Annotated in this window: 19 protein-coding genes; 3 read left to right on the forward strand and 16 right to left on the reverse strand. The window is 53.7% G+C overall.

Annotated elements, in window-relative coordinates; translation table 11 throughout:
- The first annotated feature begins 17 nt into the window (after nt 1-17).
- On the forward strand, nt 18-575 hold the full coding sequence (locus tag AC3WTM_RS07280) for a TetR/AcrR family transcriptional regulator (protein ID WP_057713786.1): 558 nt from the start codon (nt 18-20) through the stop codon (nt 573-575).
- On the opposite strand, the gene fabF is transcribed toward AC3WTM_RS07280, so the two are convergent.
- Nucleotides 572-1,846: a beta-ketoacyl-ACP synthase II gene (gene fabF, locus AC3WTM_RS07285; protein WP_102671962.1), complete on the reverse strand. Its 1,275-nt coding sequence runs from the start codon at nt 1,844-1,846 to the stop codon at nt 572-574. The two genes, AC3WTM_RS07280 and fabF, sit on opposite strands and share 4 nt — an antisense overlap.
- Before the next feature lie 31 nt (nt 1,847-1,877).
- On the reverse strand, nt 1,878-2,672 hold the full coding sequence (locus tag AC3WTM_RS07290; RefSeq protein WP_102671963.1) for an SDR family NAD(P)-dependent oxidoreductase: 795 nt from the start codon (nt 2,670-2,672) through the stop codon (nt 1,878-1,880).
- Nucleotides 2,673-3,152: 480 nt separating this feature from the next.
- Here AC3WTM_RS07290 and AC3WTM_RS07295 point away from each other — a divergent pair, with 480 nt between their 5' ends.
- The gene (locus AC3WTM_RS07295) at nt 3,153-4,433 is read left to right on the forward strand and encodes a Wzz/FepE/Etk N-terminal domain-containing protein (protein WP_102671964.1); all 1,281 of its coding nucleotides are present in this window, start codon (nt 3,153-3,155) and stop codon (nt 4,431-4,433) included.
- 151 nt (nt 4,434-4,584) lie between these two features.
- On the opposite strand, the gene AC3WTM_RS07300 is transcribed toward AC3WTM_RS07295, so the two are convergent.
- Genes AC3WTM_RS07300 through AC3WTM_RS07310 form a run of 3 tightly spaced genes read right to left on the reverse strand, consistent with a single transcriptional unit; the run spans nt 4,585 to nt 9,069 of the window.
- The gene (locus AC3WTM_RS07300) at nt 4,585-5,955 is read right to left on the reverse strand and encodes a TolC family outer membrane protein (RefSeq protein ID WP_102671980.1); all 1,371 of its coding nucleotides are present in this window, start codon (nt 5,953-5,955) and stop codon (nt 4,585-4,587) included.
- Nucleotides 5,956-5,990: 35 nt separating this feature from the next.
- Nucleotides 5,991-7,313, reverse strand: a complete 1,323-nt coding sequence (locus AC3WTM_RS07305; RefSeq protein WP_102671965.1) for an HlyD family type I secretion periplasmic adaptor subunit — start codon at nt 7,311-7,313, stop codon at nt 5,991-5,993.
- Nucleotides 7,314-7,326: 13 nt separating this feature from the next.
- Nucleotides 7,327-9,069 (reverse strand): type I secretion system permease/ATPase, encoded by a 1,743-nt coding sequence (locus AC3WTM_RS07310; protein WP_102671981.1) that lies wholly within the window; start codon nt 9,067-9,069, stop codon nt 7,327-7,329.
- Nucleotides 9,070-9,360: 291 nt separating this feature from the next.
- Between AC3WTM_RS07310 and AC3WTM_RS07315 the strand changes: the two genes are divergently transcribed.
- Nucleotides 9,361-11,127 carry a calcium-binding protein gene (locus tag AC3WTM_RS07315; protein ID WP_102671966.1) on the forward strand — a complete coding sequence of 589 codons (1,767 nt, stop codon included), beginning with the start codon at nt 9,361-9,363 and terminating at the stop codon, nt 11,125-11,127.
- A 111-nt stretch (nt 11,128-11,238) separates the two neighbouring features.
- On the opposite strand, the gene AC3WTM_RS07320 is transcribed toward AC3WTM_RS07315, so the two are convergent.
- From AC3WTM_RS07320 to AC3WTM_RS07370, 11 genes are all read right to left on the reverse strand, one after another.
- On the reverse strand, nt 11,239-11,574 hold the full coding sequence (locus tag AC3WTM_RS07320; protein WP_102671967.1) for a ComEA family DNA-binding protein: 336 nt from the start codon (nt 11,572-11,574) through the stop codon (nt 11,239-11,241).
- Between the two features lie 112 nt (nt 11,575-11,686).
- The gene (locus tag AC3WTM_RS07325; RefSeq protein WP_102671968.1) at nt 11,687-13,681 is read right to left on the reverse strand and encodes a polysaccharide biosynthesis protein; all 1,995 of its coding nucleotides are present in this window, start codon (nt 13,679-13,681) and stop codon (nt 11,687-11,689) included.
- A 103-nt stretch (nt 13,682-13,784) separates the two neighbouring features.
- On the reverse strand, nt 13,785-14,810 hold the full coding sequence (locus AC3WTM_RS07330) for an MraY family glycosyltransferase (RefSeq protein WP_102671969.1): 1,026 nt from the start codon (nt 14,808-14,810) through the stop codon (nt 13,785-13,787).
- Nucleotides 14,811-14,874: 64 nt separating this feature from the next.
- Nucleotides 14,875-15,837, reverse strand: coding sequence for a UDP-glucose 4-epimerase family protein (locus AC3WTM_RS07335; RefSeq protein ID WP_090457123.1), 963 nt, complete (start codon nt 15,835-15,837; stop codon nt 14,875-14,877).
- A gap of 20 nt (nt 15,838-15,857) precedes the next feature.
- Nucleotides 15,858-16,985, reverse strand: coding sequence for a non-hydrolyzing UDP-N-acetylglucosamine 2-epimerase (gene wecB / locus AC3WTM_RS07340; protein ID WP_090457125.1), 1,128 nt, complete (start codon nt 16,983-16,985; stop codon nt 15,858-15,860).
- Complete coding sequence (locus tag AC3WTM_RS07345) at nt 16,978-17,988, reverse strand: polysaccharide biosynthesis protein (RefSeq protein ID WP_056727149.1); 1,011 nt, start codon at nt 17,986-17,988, stop codon at nt 16,978-16,980. Before AC3WTM_RS07345 ends, wecB begins: the two co-directional genes overlap by 8 nt.
- Before the next feature lie 33 nt (nt 17,989-18,021).
- Nucleotides 18,022-18,879 (reverse strand): dTDP-4-dehydrorhamnose reductase family protein, encoded by an 858-nt coding sequence (locus AC3WTM_RS07350; RefSeq protein WP_090457127.1) that lies wholly within the window; start codon nt 18,877-18,879, stop codon nt 18,022-18,024.
- On the reverse strand, nt 18,876-20,120 hold the full coding sequence (locus AC3WTM_RS07355; RefSeq protein WP_102671970.1) for a glycosyltransferase family 4 protein: 1,245 nt from the start codon (nt 20,118-20,120) through the stop codon (nt 18,876-18,878). Before AC3WTM_RS07355 ends, AC3WTM_RS07350 begins: the two co-directional genes overlap by 4 nt.
- 3 nt (nt 20,121-20,123) lie before the next feature.
- On the reverse strand, nt 20,124-21,263 hold the full coding sequence (locus AC3WTM_RS07360; protein ID WP_102671971.1) for a glycosyltransferase family 4 protein: 1,140 nt from the start codon (nt 21,261-21,263) through the stop codon (nt 20,124-20,126).
- A gap of 24 nt (nt 21,264-21,287) precedes the next feature.
- A complete protein-coding gene (gene asnB / locus AC3WTM_RS07365; protein ID WP_102671972.1) occupies nt 21,288-23,213 on the reverse strand; it encodes an asparagine synthase (glutamine-hydrolyzing) in 1,926 nt (641 codons plus the stop codon).
- 34 nt (nt 23,214-23,247) lie between these two features.
- On the reverse strand, nt 23,248-24,381 hold the full coding sequence (locus AC3WTM_RS07370; protein ID WP_146023726.1) for a hypothetical protein: 1,134 nt from the start codon (nt 24,379-24,381) through the stop codon (nt 23,248-23,250).
- Between the last annotated feature and the right edge of the window lie 138 nt (nt 24,382-24,519).

Here is a 24,519-nt window from a genome sequence, read left to right on the forward strand (position 1 = left end):
TGATGCGGAGATATCAGATGCGTTACTCGCAGGACCATAAAGCCCAGACCCACCAACGCATAATCAAAGAAGCTTCAGCGCGATTTCGACGCGACGGTATCGGCGCGACCGGGCTGCAACCCCTGATGAAAGCACTGGGCTTGACCCACGGCGGCTTTTACTCGCACTTCAAGTCCAAAGACGAACTGGTAGAGAAAGCCTTGCAAGAGGCTGGCGCACAAGTCGACGAGTTGTGCGCGCAAATCTTCGCCGAGGAGCATCCACTCGAATCCTTCATCGACGCTTATCTGTCCGAATGGCATCAAACCTCACCTCAGGAAGGCTGCCCGCTGTTGACCATTTCTTCGGAACTGGGACTGCGTGGTCAACCGAGTCCAACCAGCGACGTCGTGCTCCAGGCGCGACTCGATCAGATCCAGCACACCCTTGACGGAGAGCGGAGCGCCGAGCGCAGCATTGTGATCATGTCTACGCTGGTCGGCGCCTTGCTGTTATCGCGTAGCGTTGCCGACGCCGAATTTGCCCAACGGATTCTCGACGTCGCACGCGAACACCTCAAACACTCGCAGGATTAACCCTGCCAACGCTTGAACAGCACACTGGCATTGACCCCGCCAAATCCGAAGCCGTTGGACAATGCGTATTCGATGGCCATCGGCCGAGCATTGCCATGAACGATGTCCACGCCTTCAGCGGCAGGGTCCGGGTTTTCGAAGTTGAGGGTCGCCGGCACGATCTGGTCGCGGATCGCCAGCAGCGTAAAGATCGCTTCGAGTCCACCCGCTGCACCGAGTAAATGCCCGGTCGCCGACTTGGTCGACGTCACGGCGATGCCGTTTTGCGCGCCGAACAATGCCTTGATCGCCGCCAGCTCTCCCAGATCCCCCACCGGAGTCGAGGTTGCATGCGCATTCAGATGCTGAACCTGAGCCGGTGAAACACCTGCTTGTGCCAACGCCAACGACATCGCTCGCCGCGCACCGCTGCCGTCCTCGGGGCCAGCGGTCAGGTGAAAGGCATCGGCGCTGGTGCCGTAGCCGACCAGCTCCGCCAGCGGGTGCGCGCCCCGGGCCAGTGCGTGGTCCAGAGACTCGATAACCAGCAGCCCGGCCCCCTCTCCCATGACAAATCCATCACGACCACTGTCGAACGGTCGCGAAGCGCGCTCAGGCGTTTCGTTGTAAGCACTGGACAAGGCGCGAGCAGCCGCAAACCCGGCAAGGCTGACCCGATCGATCGCCGCTTCCGCACCGCCGCACACCGCGATATCCGCCTCCCCCGTACGGATCAGCCGCGCCGCGTCACCAATCGCCTGAACTCCGGCGGCGCATGCCGTGACCGGCGCGCCTAATGGCCCCTTGAAACCATGCTGGATCGACACATGACCTGCCGCGAGGTTGACCAGAAATGAAGGGATAGTGAATGGAGACAAACGTCTCGGACCACGGCTATCGGTAGTGCGAACCGCCTCGGCAATCGCGCCGAAACCACCTACACCTGAACCGATGATGGTGGCCGTGCGCTCCTGGGCATTGGCATCCAGCGCTTGCCAGCCGGCTTGCTCCAGCGCCTGACGCGCCGCTTCCATGGCGAACAGGATGAAGCGGTCCATCTTCTTCTGCTCCTTGGGTGAGGTTGCCCGGTTCGGATCGAACCCCGCCTCAGGATCGTCAGCCAGAGCAGGCACTGCACCACCAACCTTGGCCGGCAGATCGGCAACCACCTCCTGCGGTAAATTGCGCAGCCCGGAACGCCCGGCCAACAGCCGCGCCCAGACCGCTTCGACACCGCTCCCCAGCGGTGACACCAGCCCCATGCCCGTTACAACTACTCGACAATCACTCATACCAAATACACCTCAAGCCGATTGATGGCGCTTACCGATAACGGGCAGCGGCCTTGCTTTTGGAAAGGTTAGGCGCCATTACATGACGCGCCGCCACGAACGCATCCCAATCCGCCGCATCAGGCAACGAAGGAATGGTGATCAATTCACCCTGATCCAGGCCCGACAATGCAGCGTCGACCATCTCACGCGCCTCCATCACCATTTCCGCTGGAATTTGTGAAGCATCGATACCGGAGCGCTCCCAGATCTCGGTTCGTGTCACACCGGGCAGCACTGCCTGAACCCTCACCCCAGTGCCATCCAGTTCGGCGTTCATCGATTCAGTCAAGCTCAATACATAGGCTTTGCTGGCGCTGTACGTCGCGTTGAAACGCTCGGGAAATAAAGCCACCACCGATGCGATATTGATGATCGTGCCGCGCCCGGCCTTGGTAAAGCTGGCCGCAGCCGCTGAGGCCAATCGCGTGACAGCGGTGATATTCAACTGAATCATTCGCTCCAGTTGATTGGTATCTGCATTGGCCAACAGCCCATCCGCCGCCACACCGGCGTTATTGAGCAACAGGCTGATACTCGAATCGCTGCGTAACCGCTGTTCGATTTGCAGCACATCTTCCTTCTGGGTGAGATCCGCCTTCAACACTTCGACCCTGATCCCATGCTCGGAGCGTAGCTTACTCGCCGCCGCCTCCAGCCGCGGCTCGTCGCGAGCCACCAGCAACAAATCAAAACCACGGGCTGCCAACCGCTCAGCGTAAACCGCCCCGATACCTGAAGAGGCGCCGGTGACGAGGGCCGTACCTTGGGACTGAACTGAATTCATGACGGTGCTCCTGGAGAATGCTGAAGGACGCCTGACGCGCAAGCACTTCGGCGCAAAGAGATTTTATTATAACCATAATCTTATAGAAATATGATAGACGTAATTTTTTTATTAACCTATGAACGAAGGGTTCTGGTCGGTAACCCGGACCGGAATGGAGAGTAGCCCCAGAATGAACATGAAACCGCGACGAGCCTATGGGATGGAGCGAACGGTATTGCAAGCCGACCGATAAACGGTAGGGCGAATGGACAAAGCGCTTTCAACGATCACAGAGCGACAGGGGCCAGACCATAAGGCCTTCAAGGCGATGTCTGAGCCGCGACTGCGCTCACATCCGTGACAGTTCCCTACCCTTGCTGTTTGCTAACAAATGCTGGAAAATCCAAAAAATTTAATCAAATGTAAAGTTTTCTAACCTAGATGACGGCAATTTCCAAACATAGTTTGGAGAGTCTGTCCAAATTTTTAGAGCGCGTAATGAACATTCCAGTAAACACTATTGATACCCCCCGACAGGAAGTCGTTGAAGTAAAGGAGCTTATCGGTAGCCTTTGGGATCAAAGAGCAATTATTTTATTGTTTACTGCACTAACTGTTACCGCCGCTATTGCTTATGCCCTGTTGGCAACTCCGGAATATGAAGTTGAAACCACTGTCCGCCCTGTCCCTCTGGCAGACCTGGATGAGTTGAATGAGTCCGGGCTTTACAAGCTCTTGCCAAAAGACGCACTGAATATCGTCGGCTCATCAATGCAGTCTTATGATGTCCGCCTGAAGTTCTTCCAAGCCAATCCGCAGTACCTTGCGCCATTGCAGGCACCTGGACAATCCATTGAGAGCGCATTCGAGACGTTCAACGAAAAAGCATTTTCGCTTGAGAAAATTGACCCTAAAAAAAGCTCCAGCCTTTCCGAAGCCGTTGGCCTTAGTCTCAGATATCCTCAGGGTATAGATGGCGTAGGCATCTTGAGGGACTTTACCGACTTCGTTGTTAAAGGCGAAAAGGAAAAAGTTGCTTCAAACTTAAAAACATTGATTGCCAACCGCATCGACCAGGCTGAAAAGAAACTGGAGTCCAAAAAGTCCGCTTATGAGGCAGAGAAAGACTCCAAAATTGCCCACTTGCTGGAAAAAGATCAGCTAAAAAAGCAAGTACTTCAAGATGAACTCAAAGCACTGCGTCAACAACTGCAAAGCCGCAGACAAAACCGCATCAAAGAGCTTGATGAAGCCATTGTCATCGCCAAGAAACTCGGAATTGTAAAACCCACCACACCTTCGGCGCTGGGAGATGGAGAGCAAGCGCATCAGGGCAACATGATCCGCACGGAAGTCAACAACCAGAAGATACCTCTGTACTTCCTGGGGCAGGCGGCACTGGAAGCGGAGCGTGCCACCTTGGTAGCTCGTCATTCCGATGACTTCACCGAGCCGCGTATTGATGAGATTCAAAAAGAGCTCAGCCTGCTGGCCACTAACCGCGAAGCAGCACTTCTCAAGGAGCGGAATCATCCTGAGCTGTTTCTCAAGGACTTCGCGGACATCAGCGGTGAGTTGACTCACCTGAAGCAACTGAATGTAAACTTCGATCAGTTAAAATTGGTCAATATTGATAAGGATGCGACGGAACCTCAAGCGCCTATAAAACCGAAGAAAGCCCTGATCGTTGGATTTGGCCTGATCTTTGGATTCATGCTCGGCCTGGGTGTCGCCATCATTCGTCGCGCCGTACTGTCTCTGCATTCATCACGTCGCTAATTGTCGAGGGCTGCGCTTGCTCTTCAAGCGCAGCCCGACTTGACCAATGGCTTTAGTACCATCCTGTATCCCCCAAAAAATACCAACATCGTTTTTTTGACAATACAACTTGCCAGTCCCGCTACGCAAAGAGCGCGTGACGGACGACAACTTACTCCCGCAGCGCCTCTGGTGAAGTGATCGTTTGATCATTTCCACTCAACCAGAGATTGACGTTTTCGACACTTTCTTCCGACAGCTTTCCGGCCCAGCGATTCAGGATAAAAAGGTTGGTTATAAAGTCGTATTGGGTCTTGAGTAGATCGCGACGTGCTTTGAATTCGTTCTGCACAGCGGTCAAAACATCCACGGCATTAACCACGCCATAGGTAAATGCTTTTTCAGCCGCAATACGCGATTGCTCGGCCGAGGCCAATGCATTGCGGTTGGCGTGGATCTTTTCCACGCTTGAGTCTGCGGTCAAATACGCGTTTGTCGTTTCCTTGACCACCTGCCGACGCGTCGCTATCAACTGTTGTTCTGCGGTGAGCTGATCCTGATACAGCTGCCTTACCCGCGCGGACGTCGTACCACCGCTATAGATCGGTATCTGTACTCCCACACCCGCGACATAACTGTCGGTCTGTGGCGCCAACGAATTGTTGTAACCTTCGTTGCTCTGCTGCGCACTCAGGTTCAGATTGACCGTGGGATAGTGCCCGCCTTTACCTTCGCGCAAGGCAGCCTCTGCTGCTTCCTGTGCATTTTCACTGGCCTTGATCGCCGGGTTGTCGGCGATCGCCAAATTGACCCAACTCTCCAGGCTTTCGGCGGAAACCTTCAATTCGACGTCATTACGCACACGACTCAGCTTCTCTTTGACCGGTCGTCCGATAATTTCCGACAACGCAACACGGCTCAGGCTGGACTGGTTACGCGCTTCGACTTCCTGGGCAGCCAGCGAATCGACTCGGGCCTGGAGATCCAGCAAATCGGTAACCATCGCCAATTGTTTGCTGTAAAGCGCACTGACCCTGTCGAGGTTCTTCTGGGTAGCCCTGCGTTCGGCTCGCACCAACTCAAGTTCATCATCGGCAGCCAGCGCAGCGAAATATCGCTGCGCAAGATCCACCGTGGCCTCGGCCTGGGCCTCTTTTGATTCGGAGTCAGCCTGCTTGGCCAGGCTTTTATAGCGCTGGTAGTTTTCCCAGGCAGCCTTGTTATACAACGGCTGAGTCAACCCCACCGAATAATTGCGACTGTCGTAGGCCTCGTCGATTTGAAGGTTGGACTGCTTGATCCGGTTGAAACCCGCGTTGGCCGTCACCGAGGGCAACAGACTGCCAAACGCCTGGTTTTGCTGCTCGATCCCGGATTGAGCCTTGGAGTAAGAGGAGATCACCCGAGGATCCTCCAGGCGCGATTCGCGGTACAACTGCATCAAGTCGACCGAGTAGCTCTGTTTACTGACCGAAGCTGTTTGCGGCGTAGTGATAGAGGGGCGGGCGGTGGGCGCTTCAGCAGCATGGACAGGCAATGCCATCGAACCCAGAACCAGGCAAGGAAACAGACGCACGATCACTCCTCGATCATTGACTGGGCGATAACGTCACGTGCCGGCTGCATCAAGTATTGCAACATGGTGCGCTCTCCGGTGTTGATCAATACATCTGCCGGCATGCCCGCCAACAACTTGCGATCTCCCAGTTTCCGCGCACCCTCCCCCGTCACACTGATGCGCGCGAGGTAGTACGGTGCACTGGTTTTCTCGTTGATCAAACGATCGCCGGATACACTCGTCACTCGACCTTCGATGACAGGTGTCGTGGCCGTGTTAAAGGCGCTGAAGCGAATGTCTGCCAACTTGCCGATAGCGATTCGGTCGATGTCATTGGGCGAAACCTGCGCCTCGACCACCAGGTCGGAAACGGATGGAACGATATCCAGCAAGGGCGTAGCAGGTCGCACAACGCCACCGATGGTGTGAACCGTCATACCAATCACCATCCCGTCTTCCGGAGCGCGAATAATCACCCTGCTCAGGCGATCTTCCAGCGCCGAGGCTTTTTCCTGCAGGTCGTAGGCCTTGGTCTGGGTCTCTGCCAACTGCTTGGTAACGTCGGCGTTGAAGTCCTTGTCGATCTGCAGGATCTGCAACTGGGTTTCGTTGATCTGCAACCTGGTCTTGATATTTGTCGAGCGGTGATCCGCCACTTCAGACTTGAGCAGGTCCAGCTTGCGCGCCTGTTCCAGCATCCGCTGTTTGTCGACAAAACCCTGGGCCAGCAACTCTTTCAACTCTGCAATTTCGCCACTGTAAGATTCCTGCAAGCTGGTCTTGGTACCGATCATGGTGTCGGTTCCCTTGATTTGCTGATTCAACTGACCAATACGCTCTTGCAGGACCGAGATTTGCCCAAGTCGCGAGCTACGCCGCGCGTTGAACACCTGAGTCTCGCCGAAACGCGCCTCATCACTACGCTGACTGTCGGAATTGACATCGCCTGGGAAGGCAATTGTCGGAAGGTTATCCCGCTCGGCGAGCAAGCGCGCCTCCGCCGCCCTGGCAGCGATCAACTGGCTACGGGTCATCTCGTATTCAGACCGCAGTTGAGCGTCATCGAGCACGATGATCGGGTCGCTCTTCTTTACGACATCGCCGTCATGGGCAAGCAGATCCTTGACGATGCCGCCCTCCAGATGCTGCACCGTCTTGCGATACGTTTGCACGGTAACGACGCCCGGCGCGTAGGCCGCACCGTCGAGTGGGGCAAACGTCGCCCACCCGCCGAACAGGCCGAACGTCACCAGTACAATGAAAAATCCTGTTCGGCGTATAGATATGTCGGACGTGGGCAGATCTGCGAAAGTATCGGCAGGAGTAGCAAGCGTACGGTTCATCGAGAGTTTCCTGTCAAACGTCGGTCGACGCGACGTCTGTGCCAGCCCGGGCAGCCGGCTTTTGCTGGGCGGCCAATTGAGGCGCATTGAGTTGCGCGAGGACCTGATCCCGCGGGCCATACAGGCTGATGGTGCCGGCATTCATCACCAGCAAGCGATCGAGCTGGGCCAGGATCGAGGTCCGGTGGGCGATGACGAAGACCGTCGCCCCCGTGAGTTTCAACTGTTGCAGCGCCAACGCCAGCGCACGTTCGCCGATCTCGTCCAGGTGAGCATTCGGCTCATCCAGAACGATAAGCCGCGGGCTGCCATAGAGTGCCCGGGCCAGCCCGATACGCTGACGTTGTCCACCCGACAGATTGATGCCCCCCTCGCCAATGACCGTATCGTAGCCATTGGGCAGCATCAGAATCATTTCGTGGACACTGGCGGTCCTGGCCGCCAGCACCACTTTGTCCGGATCAACGACACCAAAACGCGCGATGTTGTCGCTGATGGTGCCTTCGAACAATTCAATGTCTTGCGGCAAATACCCAAGGTGCGGCCCCAATTGGCTTCTGTCCCAATTGGCAATATCGGCGGCATCCAGACGAACGACCCCAAGCTGTGGTTTCCACACGCCCATCAAGGCCTTGCCAAGCGTCGACTTGCCCGAGGCGCTTGGTCCGACAACACCGATCATGGCGCCTGCCGGCGCGTTGAAACCGATGCCTTTGATGATCGAGGTCCTTGATCCCGGAGCTCCCAGCGTGAGGTTCTCTACCGTCACATGTCCGATTGGAGCGGGCAATTGCATCCGCTCCGGCTCGGCACTTTGCTGGTCGAGAACGCTGTTCAGACGTGCGTATTGTGAACGGGCAGCAATGAATCCTTTCCAACTGCCGATCATCAAGTCCAGTGGCGCCAGCGCTCGACCCAAGAGCACGGAACCTGCAATCACCAGACCGGGGCTGATCTCATGGCTGACCGCCAGATAAGCGCCAAGGCCAAGAATCAGTGATTGAACGAGCAAACGGAAAGTCTTTGATATCGATGTGATGATCCCGCTGCGATCGCTGGCTCGGGACTGCAAAAGCAGCACATTCTTTTGACGCAGACTCCAGCGTGACATAAGGGAGTCAAGCATGCCCATGGACTCGATCACTTCGGCATTGCGCAAGTTCTTGGTGGTGTGCAGTGTCGCACCAATGCTCTGCTTATTGGCCTCCGCCAGAACTTTGCCCGTGGATTGCTCATTGATACAGGCCAGCGCCAGCAAAACCACCGCACAACCGATTGCCGTCCAACCATACCAGGGGTGAAACAGGAACAGTACTGCGACATAGATCGGCAACCACGGAGCATCAAAAAACGCGAACAGACCGTTCCCGGACATGAACTGGCGCAGCCCGGTCAGGTCGCTGAGCGACTGGGCCGAGGCATCCATGCCACCGCTGTCCAAGGCCCGCTTGAAACTGGCCCTGTAGACATCACGACCAAGCAGCACGTCGAGCCTGGTGCTGACACGAACCATGATCCGCGAGCGTACCCACTCCAGCAGGCCCATCGTCACGAGCAGGAAGGTCAGGATAATGGTCAACATGGCCAGCGTCGTCAGGCTACCGCCCGTGACGACCCGCCCGTAGACCTGAAGCATGTAGAAGGTCGGGACCAACATCAGTGCATTGATGAACAGACTGAAAAAACCCACCGATATGAAGCTGCTCCTGCAGGCCCTCAGGGCTACTTGCAGGCTGTTTTCGGGTGTACTGCGTATCATCTCTGAACTGACAACCTGATGTGTTGATCGGGGGGATTGCAGGGCGCGCGAGTGTACCACCTGAGCAACGTTTGAAGAATGAGATCGCCAATATTCTGGCAAAGCAATGCTATCGACGAGCAGCGCTCGCCCTTACTCTCTGAAGATTTATAATTCCGCTATGGCTGATAATGGTTCTTTAACATACCGCCCAAAGAACTGTAACATATGTGAATCTTTGGCCAGCAACGCCGTTTGCAGAACGATTCGGGTATCGGGAGCCGCCACCCAATCAATATGGAGTCACTTTTGATCAATTATTTTTCTTTACTCGCCGATATCGTCCGCGAAGAAGCGGCAGCAACCGGCGCGTTGCTGCAAGACGTCGCCCGCGAACTATTGGCCACCAATACAACTCACTCGGATGGAGCCTGGTGGGCTGCCCACGGCAATGACCCCTTCTATACCGCCGAGCAAATTTACAAGACCGTCACAGGCGACCCGACTGCCGAACGCGCAGAACTTTTGTGCGGCAATATGGTTAACGTATTCAGCGGCCTCTGCGCGGAACTAGGCCTGCAAAAACGCACCATTTGGACGTATTCAGACTCCCAGGGATTCTTTCAGGGACATACGTACCTTGAAATTTTTAATACAACTACCAACAAATGGGAAATTCAGGACGCGGACTATAACGTCTATTACACCGACGTTCGAACGGGCGAGCGTGTTGGCGTCAAAGACATGATGAACGCAGACGACGTTGAATATTTCATCCCTAATAATGCAACTGAATCCGGATGGTCAGAGACAGGCGCAGAAGCCTTGCGCCTGGCTAATCTCTATGCCGCGCAAATTATTACTACTGAGCATAAGCTCTATACCAGTAACGACAGTCTGAGCGATACTTTACTGGCCAGCATTGCCAATTCTCTGAGCGGAGTTTTTGACTATACGGTAGACAGCGGTGCTAACGATCTGACCTCCACGCATTTTACCGATAGCAACGCCGTCACCAACAACGGGAGAGCCACGATCACTGGCACCTCGAGTGCTGACTTCATTTCATATGATGGAAGCTCGCTCAGCCCGGTGTTCGCCACGCTCATCGGTGGAGCGGGCGATGACACACTCGCGTTACGTTTTTCCGGCGGACAACTTTACGGTAATGAGGGCAATGACGTCCTGATTGGCGGGCAATTGGCAGATCTTTTGGTCGGCGGCACTGGTGATGACTACATGTCTGGCGGTTACGGTGCAGACCAGTACGCGTTTTCGAAGGGCGACGGCTTCAACGACACCATCGACAGTTTCGGCGTAGGTGCCGACCAACTGGTTTTCCTCGGCGTTAGCGGTACCGGCGGTTCAGGTCGTACGCAAATTTCGGAAAAGGAGTTCAACTTCAGGGTCGACCAGAAGGTGACCGCGGACGGTGTCTATCTTCGCTATGACACAGATGGCGACTCACGCTTTGATGGCGGGATGTTGATCGAAGGCCGTACGACACTGCTCACCGCCAAAGACGCTACATTTGCTTTCAACGCCGCCCCACTCAAAGACTTCAATACCACCGCCGTCGCTGGCAACCCTGGCTCCGGGTACGCCGAAAAAATCTACGGTGGCAGTGCCGCAGACAAAATCCTCTACACCGGTACGCTTGGCGCAGAACTGGCTGGCAGTACCAGCGGATTAAACAGTGGCAATGACATCATCCAGTCTCACTCGGATGCAAACTGCTCGCTGTACGGCCAGGATGGCAACGATGTGTTGGCTGGAGGAAACGGCAGCGACTTCATCGTTGGAGGCACTGGCAACGACCTGTTGACTGGCGGAAATGGGCGAGACGTTTTTGTGTTCAACGCAGGATCGGGCTCGGACACCATCCAGGACTTCAAACAAGGTGAAGACACCCTGTATATCTACGGCTGGACGACTACCAAGGCAGTGACGCAAACCCTGCAAGACAATGGGCTGGTTGTGACTTTCGACACCGCCGGCGATGGCGCTCACGGTGGCAATATCACGTTACTTGGCCAGACGACGTTGCTGAACAACGCTGACCTGTACTTTGCCTGAGTTCGGATGAGCGGCAACAATGAATCATACAAGCGACTGACCCGCCGGGCATAAGTCTCGGTAAAGACAAAAAGGCCGATCAATGATCGGCCTTTGTCGTTGAATCACACCTCAGTTCACTTCGATCCTGTCGCGGTTTTTGTCCAGAATCGCCTTACCGATACCCTTTACCTCCAGCAATTCGTCAACTGACGCAAACGCACCATTACTTTCACGATAAGCAACAATCGCTTTCGCTTTGGCCTCGCCCACTCCAACCAGCTCACGTTGCAGCGTAGGTGCATCAGCACTATTGAGGTCGACTTTTCCGGATTGTGCCTTGGCGACCACATCCTGCGCCAGAGGCGCATTCGTCACCTCAGGTGCCTTGCCAGGTGCGGCGATTGCCGTAAGAGAGACGCTGGTGAGCAGGGCGAAAACCAGAGAGTAGAAACTGCTTGTACGCATTAGTGAAGCTCCATGCCATCGTTTGAGAAAGCAGCTTTTCCGAAGCCGCTCTCCAAACTTAGGCGATGCTATTGAACTGTCAAAAATGTGTACGTTACTGGATATGAAACAATCAGGGTTCCAGGCGGCGCTGCTGGTAGATCCAGTCAACGATCTCACCGTCCGGGGTGTAGCCGCTGACAGTGTCACGCAACAGCTGGCGAACGCGCGTATAGTCGTCCTGGTCCACCGCAGCGAGCAACTCGCTCAACTTGCCCTTCAGCAAATCCCAGGACAGGTGATCCTCGTTGGCAGTCATGATCATCGGGTGCTGTGTGGCCGCCACGTTGTCTCCTATCAGCAGCTCTTCGTAAAGCTTCTCGCCCGGACGCAGCCCGGTGAACTCGATAGCGATGTCGCCATGCAGGTTTTTTTCCGAGCGCACGCTCAGGCCGGACAAATGGATCATCTTCTCGGCCAGCTCGACAATCCTCACTGGCTCACCCATGTCCAGGACAAAGACATCACCGCCCTGCCCCATGGAGCCCGCCTGGATTACCAGCTGTGCCGCTTCAGGGATGGTCATGAAGTATCGAGTGATCTTCGGATGTGTGACCGTCAGCGGACCGCCCGACTTGATCTGTTTGTGAAACAACGGAATGACCGAGCCCGATGATCCCAGGACGTTACCAAACCGCACCATCGTGAAGCGCGTTTTGTTCACACGGGAAACATTGCTCGTATCACCGAACAACACCGGGGCCAACTCACGACTTAGCGCTTGCAGCGTCAACTCGGCAAGGCGCTTGGTGCTACCCATGACATTGGTTGGTCGCACGGCCTTGTCAGTGGAAATCAGGACAAAGTTGGCCACCCCTGCCTGGAGCGCGGCCTGGGCCGTATTGAGCGTGCCTATCACATTATTGAGCACGCCTTCGGCAATGTTATGTTCAACCATGGGGACATGCTTGTAGGCCGCGGCGTGATACACCGTGTCCACTCGCCAGGTTTTCATGACATCCAATAACTTGTCCGGGTTACGAACCGACCCGAGAATCGGCAAAAGACGGATGGACAGCGATTCTCGAGCGATCCGCTGCTCCAGTTCGGACAAGATGGAATAAAGATTGAACTCACTGTGTTCGAACAGAAGAAGCGTTGTCGGGCGCAGCGTCAGAATTTGCCGGCAAAGCTCGGAGCCAATGGAACCCCCGGCGCCCGTGACCAACACGGACTGCCCTGTGATGCAATGCTCGAGCAAATCAGCCTGAGCCGGGACTGCGTCACGCCCAAGCAGGTCTGCAATGTCTACTTCCTGGATATCATCGACCTTGACCCGGCCGCTGGCCAGGTCCATGAAACCCGGGACGCTCCGAACGTGTAACGGAAAGCCTTCGAGAAACCCGAGAATCTCGCGACGGCGTCCACGGTTGGATGAAGGAATGGCGAGGAGAATTTCCTGAGCGCCAGTGTTGTCGATCATCTGTTGGATATGCTTGGGCGTGTACACCTGCAACCCGGAGATCACCCTGTCGGCGATTCCGCTATCGTCATCGATAAAAGCAACAGGCCGCATGACGCGCCCCATCCGCAATGCAGTAACGAGTTGATTACCCGCCGCCCCCGCGCCGTAGATGGCCACTTTCGGCAGTCCGTCATCCCGGCTGGTGAACGGGACGTGCTGAGCGGCACTGAACCAGTCGCCCATGAAATACTGACGCATGGCCAGGCGCAGTCCGCCGATCATGATCAGGCTCAACCACCAATAGTTGAAAATGATCGAACGAGGAACGACGTTTTGATGATTGCTGTACCAGTACACCACAACGCCAAGTATCAATGACGATAGTGTCACTGCCTTGATAATGGCAATGAGCGCGTCATTTCCAAAGTAACGCATGACGGCACGGTACATGCCAAAGCGGACGAAAAGAGGAATGGCAATGACAGGTGCACTGACAAAAAGCCAGACGTGCTGAGTGAACGGGTTGACCAACTCGTCCACCCCAAGGCGCACGACAAACGCCATCCACAGGGCACACCAGACCAACGAAATATCGGTCAGAACCTGCAGAATACGCTTATGTCGTCTTGGCAGACTTAACAACCTTGCCCGAATCTTATCCATAACCCCTCTAAACACCTCTCGAAGCTCCTAGCATTGATACAGCAACTACAGCTTTCGGTAACTCACTTGCCGATAAAGCAATACTCAAAAACCAATGCGTCCATCACACCTTGCCAGCGATTTCCAACTCGCCTGCGTGAAACTTGAAAGCCAGCAAAACCAGAGGCACATAGGCCAGGACCAATCCCGCCATACCATCGAGGTACTGCATGACGACCAATATAGCCACCGGTACTAACCACAACAAATTGATGGCAGCGATTGCCAGCGTAACCGCCCGATGACTGCCATATTTTCGTGAAGCATACTGGTATCCATGGCTGCGATGGGCCTCATAAACCTTGTCCCCGCGCAACAGCCGACGAATGAGCGTAAAGGTGGCATCAACAATAAAGACGCCCAACAAAATGAGCCAGGCCCAGAGGAACAGTGGGTTCGTCCATGCCGCATAGAGCGACATCACCGCCAATATGATGCCCAGAAAACCACTGCCGGCGTCGCCCATGAAGATCTTCGCCGGCGGAAAATTCCAGACAAGGAAACCCAAGACGGCCATCGCCAGTACAAGCGGAGCAATGGCGAGGCTGCTGTGGCCCGCGATCCAGTAAACCAGGCAAGCACCGACACAGGCGCAAATCGCCTCGACGCTGGCCAGACCATCAATACCATCCATGAAGTTGTAGAGATTGAGCATCCAGACCAGATAGAACGCTGCGACGACATAACCGAACCAGCCGAGACTGAACTCGTGGCCGAACAGATTGATCGGCGCCATCCCCCCAATCCAGAACAATGCCCAGATGGCACCACCGAAATGCGCAAGCAGGCGCCAACGCGCGGCAATATGCCCATGGTCATCGAGAAAACCAACGATTGCGATCCAGCCGCCGGCCCCCAGCAGAGCCACCGCCATCGGCCAGGCCACGGCATCTGTCCAGGCCAGGACAGGCAGCGCAATCAGAAAGCTCACGACAATAGCCACACCACCACCCCGAGGGGTCGGAACCGAATGTGAACTACGCGCATTAGGAATATCTATCAAGCTGCGTGCCAATGCGTATTTGCGCAATGCACCTGTGCCCAAGAATGAAACACCCACCACCAACGCCAACAGCCATATTGTGTTCAAAGGTCAACTTCCTGAAACAGCCAAAATCAATTCTGCAATTGAACCGGCACTGTCATAAGCCAGCTTAGCGCTGCCTTTCCTTGTAGTAGTTGGCAGCCGATACAAGCGCCTCATCGACGCTGACCGGAGGAGTCCAGCCCAGCAATTCCCGAGTTTTGCTTATATCGACCTGCAACGAGCCACACAGTCGTTGGGACAAAGCCTGCTTGCCCAGTAGCTGTGCACCACGCTCAAGCAACACGCTCGGCACAGGCAGCAAGCGTGCAGGTTTACCCAACGCCTGCGCCATCCGCGTCAGCAATTGTGTCGTGGACAAATCCTCCCCATCACTGACGAGGAAAGTCTGATTGGCGGCGGCCGGATGACGGATGCAGGTGACGATCAAATCAGAAAGGTTTTCGAGCGCGACCAGGCTGCGCCGATTATGGATAGCCCCGAATGGCAAGGGAATCCCCTTGTCCAGCCAACGCATCATGTTCAGAAAGTTGGCTCTCACACCCGGGCCATAAACGAGCACCGGACGGATGATCACCACTTCCATCCCGCTGGCGGTCGCAATCTCGCGCAGCCCCTGCTCGGCCTCCATTTTCGAAATGCCATACGGATCGCCAGGCGCGGGGGTCGCGTCAGCGAAGTACGGCTGATTGATCGGCGTACCTTCGCCATTGACCTTGATCGAACTGATGAACACAAAGCGACGAACACCCAACGCGGCTGCTTGTCGTGCGAGGCTAAGCGTGCCTTCGACATTCACCTTGCGAAACGCCTCCAGCGGATCGGATTCGGTGTCATTCATGACGTGAACGCGAGCCGCGCCATGAATGACAACCTCTACATGATCCAGCGCCTGCGACCAGTCGGTGTCAGCACTAAGCCCGGCAGTTCGAACGGTAGTAACGCGCGAAGGACAGTCAGGCAAGGCGTGCCCACGAATGGCTGCCACTGGCTCCAGATCGTCAGAGGCCGCCAAGCGGCCTAATACCGCACGACCAACGAAACCCGTTGCACCTGTCAATAAAACACGCATTTTTCAAACCTCGACAGCGCTCAGGATTTCGACCAGACAGTACGATTGATGTAGTCGGTGTAACTCAATACGACCCGAACTACCTGCTTCGACACAGGACCTGCCTGGTAATCCCTCACGACCGGGATAACACGCTGGGTACGATCATGCTGGCTGGTTACCACACGTACAGCATCCAGAACGCCCTCCACTTTCAGGCCACTCATGATGAGAGTGCCTTCGTCCATCCCTTCTGGGCGCTCGTGCGCATTACGAATAGTAATGGCAGGCAAATTCAGAAGAGAGGCTTCCTCAGTGATGGTTCCACTGTCGGACAGCACGCAGAACGCCGACATCTGCAACTTGATGTAGTCGAGCAGACCGAATGGCTTCGAGAAGCGAATCAGTGGGTGGTCCAGCGATTCACCGATCGCTTCCAGGCGCTTGCGGGTACGAGGATGCGTGGAAACGATAATTGGATACTGGTACTTGTCGGCCAGGGCGCGCAGCGTTTTAAGCAGATCACGAAGGTTGTCCGGCGTATCGACGTTCTCTTCACGGTGAGCGCTGATGATGAAGAACTTGTCCTGCTCCAGGCCTTCTCGTGCGAGCACGTCGGAGGTGAGGATTTTCGGCATGTAATAGTCGAGCACCTCCTCCATGTGCGACCCCGTCTTGATGATGGTTTCAGGACGAATCCCTTCAGCAATCAGGTAGCGCCGGGCGTGCTCGGTCAGGACCATGTTGATATCGCTAAGGTGATCGAGCACCTTGCGATTCAGTTCTTCAGGGACGCGCTGATCAAAACAGCGGTTGCCGGCTTCCATGTGGAACACTGGAATTTTGCGGCGCTTGGCAGCGATGACGGCCAGACAGGTATTGGTATCGCCGTAGAGCAGAAGCGCATCAGGCTTTTCGGCCTCAAATACTTCATCCGCCTTGGAAATCACTTCGGCGATGGTCTTGGCTGCGGTATCACCGGCGGCACCCAGGAAGTAATCAGGCTTGCGAATTTCAAGGTCATCGAAAAAAACCTGATTCAATTCGAAATCGTAGTTTTGACCCGAGTGAACCAGTACATGATTAACCTGCTTATCAAGCTCGGCAATAACGCGGCTCATCTTGATAAGTTCTGGTCGCGTACCTACCAGCGTCATGACCTTAAGCATCAAGTTGCTCCTGAATGTATTCCAGATTCAACAGAACTTTCTTCACGCCTTCTACATCAAGACGCTCGGTGTTGTGGGAGGTGTAGTCGTCGAGATCGGAAATCTCCTGTTCGCCCTCAACAAAAAACTTCTTGTAGTTAAGGTCGCGATTGTCCGAAGGAATACGGTAGTAGCGCCCCATGTCTTCGGCCTTGGCCATTTCTTCGCGGGAGATCAGCGACTCATAAAGTTTTTCGCCGTGGCGGGTACCGATGACCTTGACGGCATTGTCACGAGCGAACAATTCCTTGAGCGCTTGCGCCAGGTCCGCCACTGTCGAGGCAGGTGCTTTCTGGACGAAAATATCACCTTGCTCAGCGTGCTCGAACGCATGCAAAACCAGGTCAACAGAATCCTCGAGCGACATCAGGAAGCGTGTCATGTTCGGGTCGGTGACGGTCAGCGGCTCACCGCTCTGCAGTTGATTGATGAACAACGGGATCACCGAACCACGGGATGCCATGACGTTGCCGTAGCGGGTTGCGCAGATCACCGGACCTGTCGCCGGAATCATCCGCGATTTGGCAACCATCAGCTTTTCAGCCATGGCTTTTGAAATACCCATCGCGTTGATCGGATAAACAGCCTTGTCGGTGCTGAGCACAACAACGCGCTGCACACCTGAAGCGATGGCCGCATTCAGAACGTTTTCGGTACCCATGACGTTGGTACGCACGGCTTCCATCGGGTAGAACTCGCAGGAAGGCACCTGCTTCAGGGCCGCGGCGTGGAAAATGTAATCCACCCCCACCATAGCCTGATCAAGGCTATCGCGATCACGTACGTCACCGATGTAGAACTTCACTTTGTCATTCGACAAAGCAATGCGCATATCTTCCTGCTTTTTCTCGTCACGGCTGAATACGCGAATCTCTTTTACGTCGGTATCCAGAAAACGCTTCAACACCGTATGACCAAACGAGCCCGTACCGCCCGTGATCATCAAAACTTTATTATCGAACATAACGATCTTCCCAAACCTGATTGAATTTAATGATCAACGCAACGCGCGCATCGATTTAACCAATTCCAACCATGAAGGTGGAACGTAACCGGTCGCAGCCTGGAACTTCGTGGAGTCCAGTGAACGATCTATAGAAACTTGACTATCGGCGATGATATCGATTTGTTTTTCATAAACTTCCGCTACCAGTTTAAGAAGCGACAGCTTGTCGATCGGCGCCACCGATACATGATAAAGGCCATGGAGTTGCGGATTCGGGATCACGTAGTCGCGAATGACACGCGCCAGCTCTACGGTAGGAAGTCCCGAGAAAATGGCCTTTTCATAACCCTTGACCGGACCGCTCTGGGACAGGAACCAGTCCACCAGTGAATACTGGCTCCCCAGTTCGTGACCAATGATCGAGGTCCGCAAGGTGACGGCATTGAGGTCCGTGTGAAGCTCACCGATGTACTTGGACTTACCGTAGAGATCCTCTGCATCGGAGATATCCTCTTCGGCGTACATGCCTTTACGGCCGGAAAATACGCAATCGGTGCTGATATGAATCAGGCGAGAACCGGACAACGCGCACAACTTGGCAATACGATGGGGCAACATGGCATTGATAGGGAGTGCGGAAAGCGGATCTTTGGCATCGGCCAATTGTTTGATGAGCCCGACGCAGTTGATGACGACATCCGGCTTGACCCGTGCCAGCACCGAAACCAGCGAGTCCTGGTCAAGCACGTCGACATTGCTGATCAACGAACTGTGCATATCCTCAGAAAAGTATCTTGCGCCACCCGGATTGCGCAAAGTGCCCCACACCTCGTAGTGCGGGTTTCCATGGAATTGCCTGAACACTGTACTACCCAGCATTCCGGTGACCCCTAACACGAGAACTTTCATTTTGAGCTACCTTTTAATTCATTGATCCTGCTACTGAGGATTTCGACCAGACGCTGACTTTGCCGCTCCATTTCGAAATGCTCGAGGTAGTAAGCCCGACCTGCCTGCCCCAACGATTCCCGCTCATCCGAAGTCATGCGAAAAAGTTGCTCAATGCAGTTGGCCATACCTTCGGCGTCTTGCGCTGCAGTGGTCAGACCGGCTCCCGCCTCTTGAATGACGCGCGCACCCTCCCCGTCCAGCGCGGCGATAATCGGCCTCCCCGCAGCCAGGTAAGCCTGAACTTTACTAGGGATGGTATAGGAGAACGCCTCATCCTGCTTCAACGTCACCAATAATCCTTCGGCGCGACTGAAAAAATGTGGCATTTCAGTGGCAGCAAAGCGCCCGGCGAGAACAAGGTTGTCCAGACCTCGGGATTTCTTCTGGGTTTCGATCCAGTTCGACATACTGCCACTGCCGACCAATACAATCCTGAGTTCCGACAAATGGCGAAGCCTGTCAGCAACCTCAACGAGGGTTTCGACCGACTGCGCGGTCCCCAGGTTTCCAGCAAAAACCAGACAGAAATGGTTGTCGAGCTCCGCGAGCAAGTGAGCGGGAATCCGGGTCTCTTCGACACTCGGAGGTACGTCCTGATATGAGTTTGGGTAATACACGACCTTGCCAGGGTTGGCGTAACGGGCAACCGGCTCGCGAAATGCCCTCGACTGAACAAGAAGCGTATCGACGAAGGCGTAAATACCTTTCACCAGCCAACCCACAACGCGCAATATTGCTTTGTTCTTGATGAACCCGGTCGCACTCAAGCTCTCCGGCCAGAGATCCTGAACCCATACGACCAGATGACTCTTGAGTTTCCACTTCAAGTAAATCGCCGGGATTACCGATGTAATCGGAGATGGCGCAAATACAAAAATCGCATCATAAGCCTCCCCTTTCACTGCGCGCGGGTAGTACTTCAAGCCATTCAGGATGAATGACAAATAGTTCAACACGAGGTTTTTTGCACCCGAAGCACCCCGAGGTCTAAGAGGTGCACGAAAAACACTGACCGAGGACTCGAATTTTTCTTCCTGTGCCCCGGAAGCACTATAGCCGCTAAAGACGACGCCATCCGGGTAATTGGGCTTTCCGGTAAGGACTTTTACGACGTGGCCTTGAGCAGATAAAGTTTTGACCAAATCATTGACGATAAAAGACTCTGGCCAAAAATATTGCGACACCACAAGAACCTTCATTTATCAAACACCTTTTTTCGGGTACACGGCCAGCGCCAACAACTCTGACCATGTTTTTCTTGAGGTTTCTTCCCAGTCAAACTTATCGCTCTGCGTCGCGGCCGCAACGGACAGTTTCTTCAAAAGATCTGGACTCGTTAAGGCCTCGGACAGAACGCGGCCTATATCTTTTGGATCAAACGGAGAAAAATACAGAGCTGCATCTGCTCCGAATTCCGGCATCGGCATTACGTTCGAGCATATCATCGGCTGGCCAGAAGCAAGCGCTTCGAGCAGAATATTAGGGCAGTTCTCGCACGATGAAGCAAAGAGATTCAGATAAGCGTGATGATAAAGAGGAGGAAGACTCTGATAGGGAATAGCCCCCAGCAAAAGCACTTGCGCTTCGAGACCTAGCGTTGCAATCAGAGACTTTACCCGCTCGGCTTCCGGCAGGTTTACTTCGCCGACAAGAACCAAGGGGAACTTTTCACGAAGTTCAGTTGGCAAATTTGCATAAGCACTGACCACCTCATAATGATGTTTGTAAACATCAAATCTCGACACGTATAAAACATATTCACCCGCTGGCAAAAACTCAGGCCGAGGAACGACAGCATCACCGTGAGTCCGAAATACAGAGCCAATTCCGTGAGGAATCGTTACAGCATTCTTAATCTTGGTTAGTGATTCAATGACACTACGTGCGTAATTGGAAATAAATATCGTCAAATCAGCATCGCGCATGCTCTTGAGCATAATACGATTCAGTAACCAGTTTCTCAGCCGCTGCAACCCGAGCGGAATGCTTTTACGTACTCGCAAGTCAAATGGAATCATGTTCCGAAACATCGTCGCAACTTTGCAACCTGCAGGTGCAGAGGTGCCCACTACGCCACCGGGACAAAACAGGACGTCAGCCTTCTCGGCCTTCAAAATACCGGGCAACACCCACCGCTCCCATACTGCTCTCACAATCGGATTTTCAGTGGGCCAGGCTGGCTCGACCCGTCTGATCCTCGGGTGATCCGGCAGCTTGAGTGACGCCGGAGCGAAAACCAGAATTTCAAGATCCGCATTGTCAGGTACGAACTGAAAAAGATTAATCAGATATGTCTGACCACCACCAAGACGGGCAGAGAGCGCATTGAAAACTATCTTCATGGAAAACCTTTTGCCCAATCTAAATTAGTGGTTATTTTTATCGAGCCAGGATTGGAACATTAGAATATTCCACAAATGAAGACTCCGATCATATGTTCCATTCTGATGCTGGAGCCATGCCGAGCGAATTTTCTGACAATCGAAGTAGCCCTCTCTCTTCAGTCGCTCCTCCGTTAACAATTCCTCCGCCCATTCTTTCAGCGGCCCACGCAACCATTGCGCGAGTGGGATAGAGAAGCCCGCCTTAGGCCTATCGAAGAATGAAGTCGGTACGTATCGCTTAAGAAGCTCGCGAAGCGGCCATTTCCCCACGCCATTTTTTATCAGTTGGTCTGACGAAAGGGAAAACGCGAGTTCTGCAACTCGATGATCAAGCAATGGAGCGCGGGTTTCCAGGCTTGCGCTCATCGCACCGCGGTCCACTTTAACCAGCAAATCATCAGGCAAATACTGAGAGACGTCCCAGCGACGCATTTCCTCGACGTAATCAACTGCCGACTCCCAGGAGGCAACGCCTTGATGTTGAGCATCGATACCCAAGACCACATTGTCGGTCGACTGCCACTGAGACATCAATCCGGTATACATCTGCGCCAGATTCTCAGAGCCCAACAACTCGGACATTCTGTAGATCCGCCGACCATTAACCTTGGCTCGAAGGCTGCCAGGCAAAATCGAACAGACGTTGTCCCAACCTTTGGACGAAAGCGAGCGAAGTGAATAGGCCATGATCTGGCGTGCAGGCAGCGGCAGCTTTTCTATGCGCGCCCATAGTCCCGCAGTAATCTGATAGCGAGGATATCCGGCAAAAAGCTCATCTCCACCGTCACCGGACAAGGCTACGGATACATGCTGCTTTGTCATCCTGGAGACCAGGATTGTCGGAATTTGAGAGGAGTCGGCAAAAGGCTCGTCGTATATTTCCGGCAAGTGCGGAATTATAGAAACAGCATCGTCAGCGCCCAGATAAAATTCGGTATGGTTAGTCCCCAAGTGCTTAGCAATAGCTTTAGCGTAAGGAGCCTCATCAAATTCAGGTTCGTTAAAGCCGATCGTGTAAGTGTTGATGCTGTTAGAGCTTTGCGACTGCATCAACGAAACTATCAAGCTTGAATCGACGCCGCCCGACAAAAACGCCCCAAGTGGAACATCGGCGATCATCTGCGACTTTACAGCAGCAGACAATCTTTTACCGACAACGTCTACAACTTCCTTATCGCTTGCCTGCGACAGTTCGTCTCTTAATTCGCCAGTCGCCGGTAGCGTCCAGTAGGAAACGGGCTCCGGTGCACTGGAAAATGAACCAACACTAAAATAGTGCGCCGGCTGCAACTTTTTTATGCCTTCGTAGATAGATTCCGGAGCCGGAACATAGCCATACCTTACAAATTTCGTCAGTGCATGACGATCAATTCTCAAATCACTGCCAAATGCCGCCTTGATAGCCTTCAATTCAGAGGAGAAGACAAAACGGTCACCCACAATACCGTAATAGAGTGGTTTCTCCCCCATTCTGTCTCGCGCCAGGGTAATCGTTTTGGAAACTTTATCCCAGACAGCAAAGGCAAACATGCCTACCAGGTTTTCAAGGGTTTTCTGTACCCCCCACGCGCCGATTGCGGCCAACAACACTTCCGTATCAGAGTGCCCACGCCAAACACGTGCCAAACCTGACGAAATCAGCTTTTCGCGCAGCTCATTGAAGTTATATATTTCACCATTAAAAACAATAACAAAGCGCTCGTCATCGGAAATCATCGGTTGACTTCCATGTACCGACAACTCCAGGATCGAAAGCCGTCGGTGCCCCAGCGAGACCCCACTATCGGCATCTGACCAAACTGCTCCATCGTCGGGACCGCGATGCATCAGCGCATCCACCATTTTGCCAACGGCAACGGCGTTTTGCTGATTCAACTTCCACCCGACAACTCCCGCAATTCCGCACATACCTATTCTCTCAATCCAGTAAAAGTATTTAAGCTCACTTCAAAACCCGAACGAGCTTCATAGTGAGGAATAATCCTAATGCCATCACATAAAAAACCAGTGAGTTCAGCAAGTATATTTCGCCATACCAAACCCAGTGCATAACCGTTGCGGCACAAAGCATATATAAGAAAATTCGCAAAAAATCGTCCTCGCGGCAGCGCGAGTCGATCAACCGCAAGAAGCAGACACTGATGAATCCATTCATGAAAACACCAAACAATCCAAAATTCTCAAAAGCCACACCAGCAACATGAATTCCACCGAGCCCGGTAATGTAATACCAGAGGGCCGGATTATCCACCACAATGGGCTTTTCCATACCGAAAGCTGAATAGAAAGGCGATGGTGCCAGCGAAAGAAACATGTCGAGATAGGTCTGACCGTAGCGTAGGTGCTCCCCATCCCAGAAATTGGTTAACTGCTGAACAAGCGGTAAAATTATCGCATTCCAGGAGTTAAACAAAAAATATTGCGTAATGTTGTCCGCCGTTAAGTCGACGTCCATTCGCCCCATTGAAACAACAACACCACTGACGAGCAGAAGGATCATGAACGCAGCAACAAACAACAGAGCTTTAAACTTGATAAATTGATTATAGCGAAACATCAACCCAAGAATGGAAGCAACAACCAGTACAACAAAGTCCCGATCCCCTGTCATAGCGTTGGCAACGCAATAAGAAATCACCAGAGCGACAGACACCATAAACATCAATCTGGATGGGTAGGACAATGCCAAAGCAACGATCGCAATAATGGAGAAAACCACCACTGACTCGACACCCGCGAACATTTCAAGCATCGCGTCCGGCTTTACAAGCCTGAAGCTAATGAAAAAGGCGGACAGCGCAAGGAAAATCCCGCCGGCCAACTTGAAGTCCAGCGGAGAAAAAAAAGTTTGTCGGTGCGAGTGCAAACTTCTGGGCGGCACCAAAAATGACAGTAGAAAGGCAATGAGTCCGCCAGCGACACCAAGGAACCAGACGAGCGAAAGCCGGAATACCAACAAATCATCCAGATAAAAATCATAGTCCCCTATTGGCCAAAGCGTAACGGTGTTACCCCACAGACAACTCACAAGACCAAGGAAAGGTACCGAATAACAAACGACATACAACGCAACCAAGTATTTTTTGGATATCAGACACAAAATGCATTGCGTGAGCAAAATAAGTAAGCACGTCGAAACCAATAATATAACCATTAACCCTGACCAACAAAAACAGAGCAACTTAACCGTAAACCAGACTCAATACTGGCCCCA

The organism is Pseudomonas sp. EU05-FHT14B02 (assembly GCF_058791055.1).

Coding starts and splice junctions, on each gene's coding strand:
- AC3WTM_RS07350 (WP_090457127.1), bottom strand. CDS start 18,879: ATGAAAGTTCTCGTGTTAGGGGTCACCGGAATGCTGGGTAGTACAGTG.
- AC3WTM_RS07345 (WP_056727149.1), bottom strand. CDS start 17,988: ATGTTCGATAATAAAGTTTTGATGATCACGGGCGGTACGGGCTCGTTT.
- AC3WTM_RS07300 (WP_102671980.1), bottom strand. CDS start 5,955: ATGGCATTGCCTGTCCATGCTGCTGAAGCGCCCACCGCCCGCCCCTCT.
- AC3WTM_RS07290 (WP_102671963.1), bottom strand. CDS start 2,672: ATGAATTCAGTTCAGTCCCAAGGTACGGCCCTCGTCACCGGCGCCTCT.
- AC3WTM_RS07355 (WP_102671970.1), bottom strand. CDS start 20,120: ATGAAGGTTCTTGTGGTGTCGCAATATTTTTGGCCAGAGTCTTTTATC.
- fabF (WP_102671962.1), bottom strand. CDS start 1,846: ATGAGTGATTGTCGAGTAGTTGTAACGGGCATGGGGCTGGTGTCACCG.
- AC3WTM_RS07335 (WP_090457123.1), bottom strand. CDS start 15,837: ATGCGTGTTTTATTGACAGGTGCAACGGGTTTCGTTGGTCGTGCGGTA.
- AC3WTM_RS07320 (WP_102671967.1), bottom strand. CDS start 11,574: ATGCGTACAAGCAGTTTCTACTCTCTGGTTTTCGCCCTGCTCACCAGC.
- AC3WTM_RS07305 (WP_102671965.1), bottom strand. CDS start 7,313: ATGAACCGTACGCTTGCTACTCCTGCCGATACTTTCGCAGATCTGCCC.
- wecB (WP_090457125.1), bottom strand. CDS start 16,985: ATGCTTAAGGTCATGACGCTGGTAGGTACGCGACCAGAACTTATCAAG.
- asnB (WP_102671972.1), bottom strand. CDS start 23,213: ATGTGCGGAATTGCGGGAGTTGTCGGGTGGAAGTTGAATCAGCAAAAC.
- AC3WTM_RS07295 (WP_102671964.1), top strand. CDS start 3,153: ATGAACATTCCAGTAAACACTATTGATACCCCCCGACAGGAAGTCGTT.
- AC3WTM_RS07325 (WP_102671968.1), bottom strand. CDS start 13,681: ATGGATAAGATTCGGGCAAGGTTGTTAAGTCTGCCAAGACGACATAAG.
- AC3WTM_RS07280 (WP_057713786.1), top strand. CDS start 18: ATGCGTTACTCGCAGGACCATAAAGCCCAGACCCACCAACGCATAATC.
- AC3WTM_RS07360 (WP_102671971.1), bottom strand. CDS start 21,263: ATGAAGATAGTTTTCAATGCGCTCTCTGCCCGTCTTGGTGGTGGTCAG.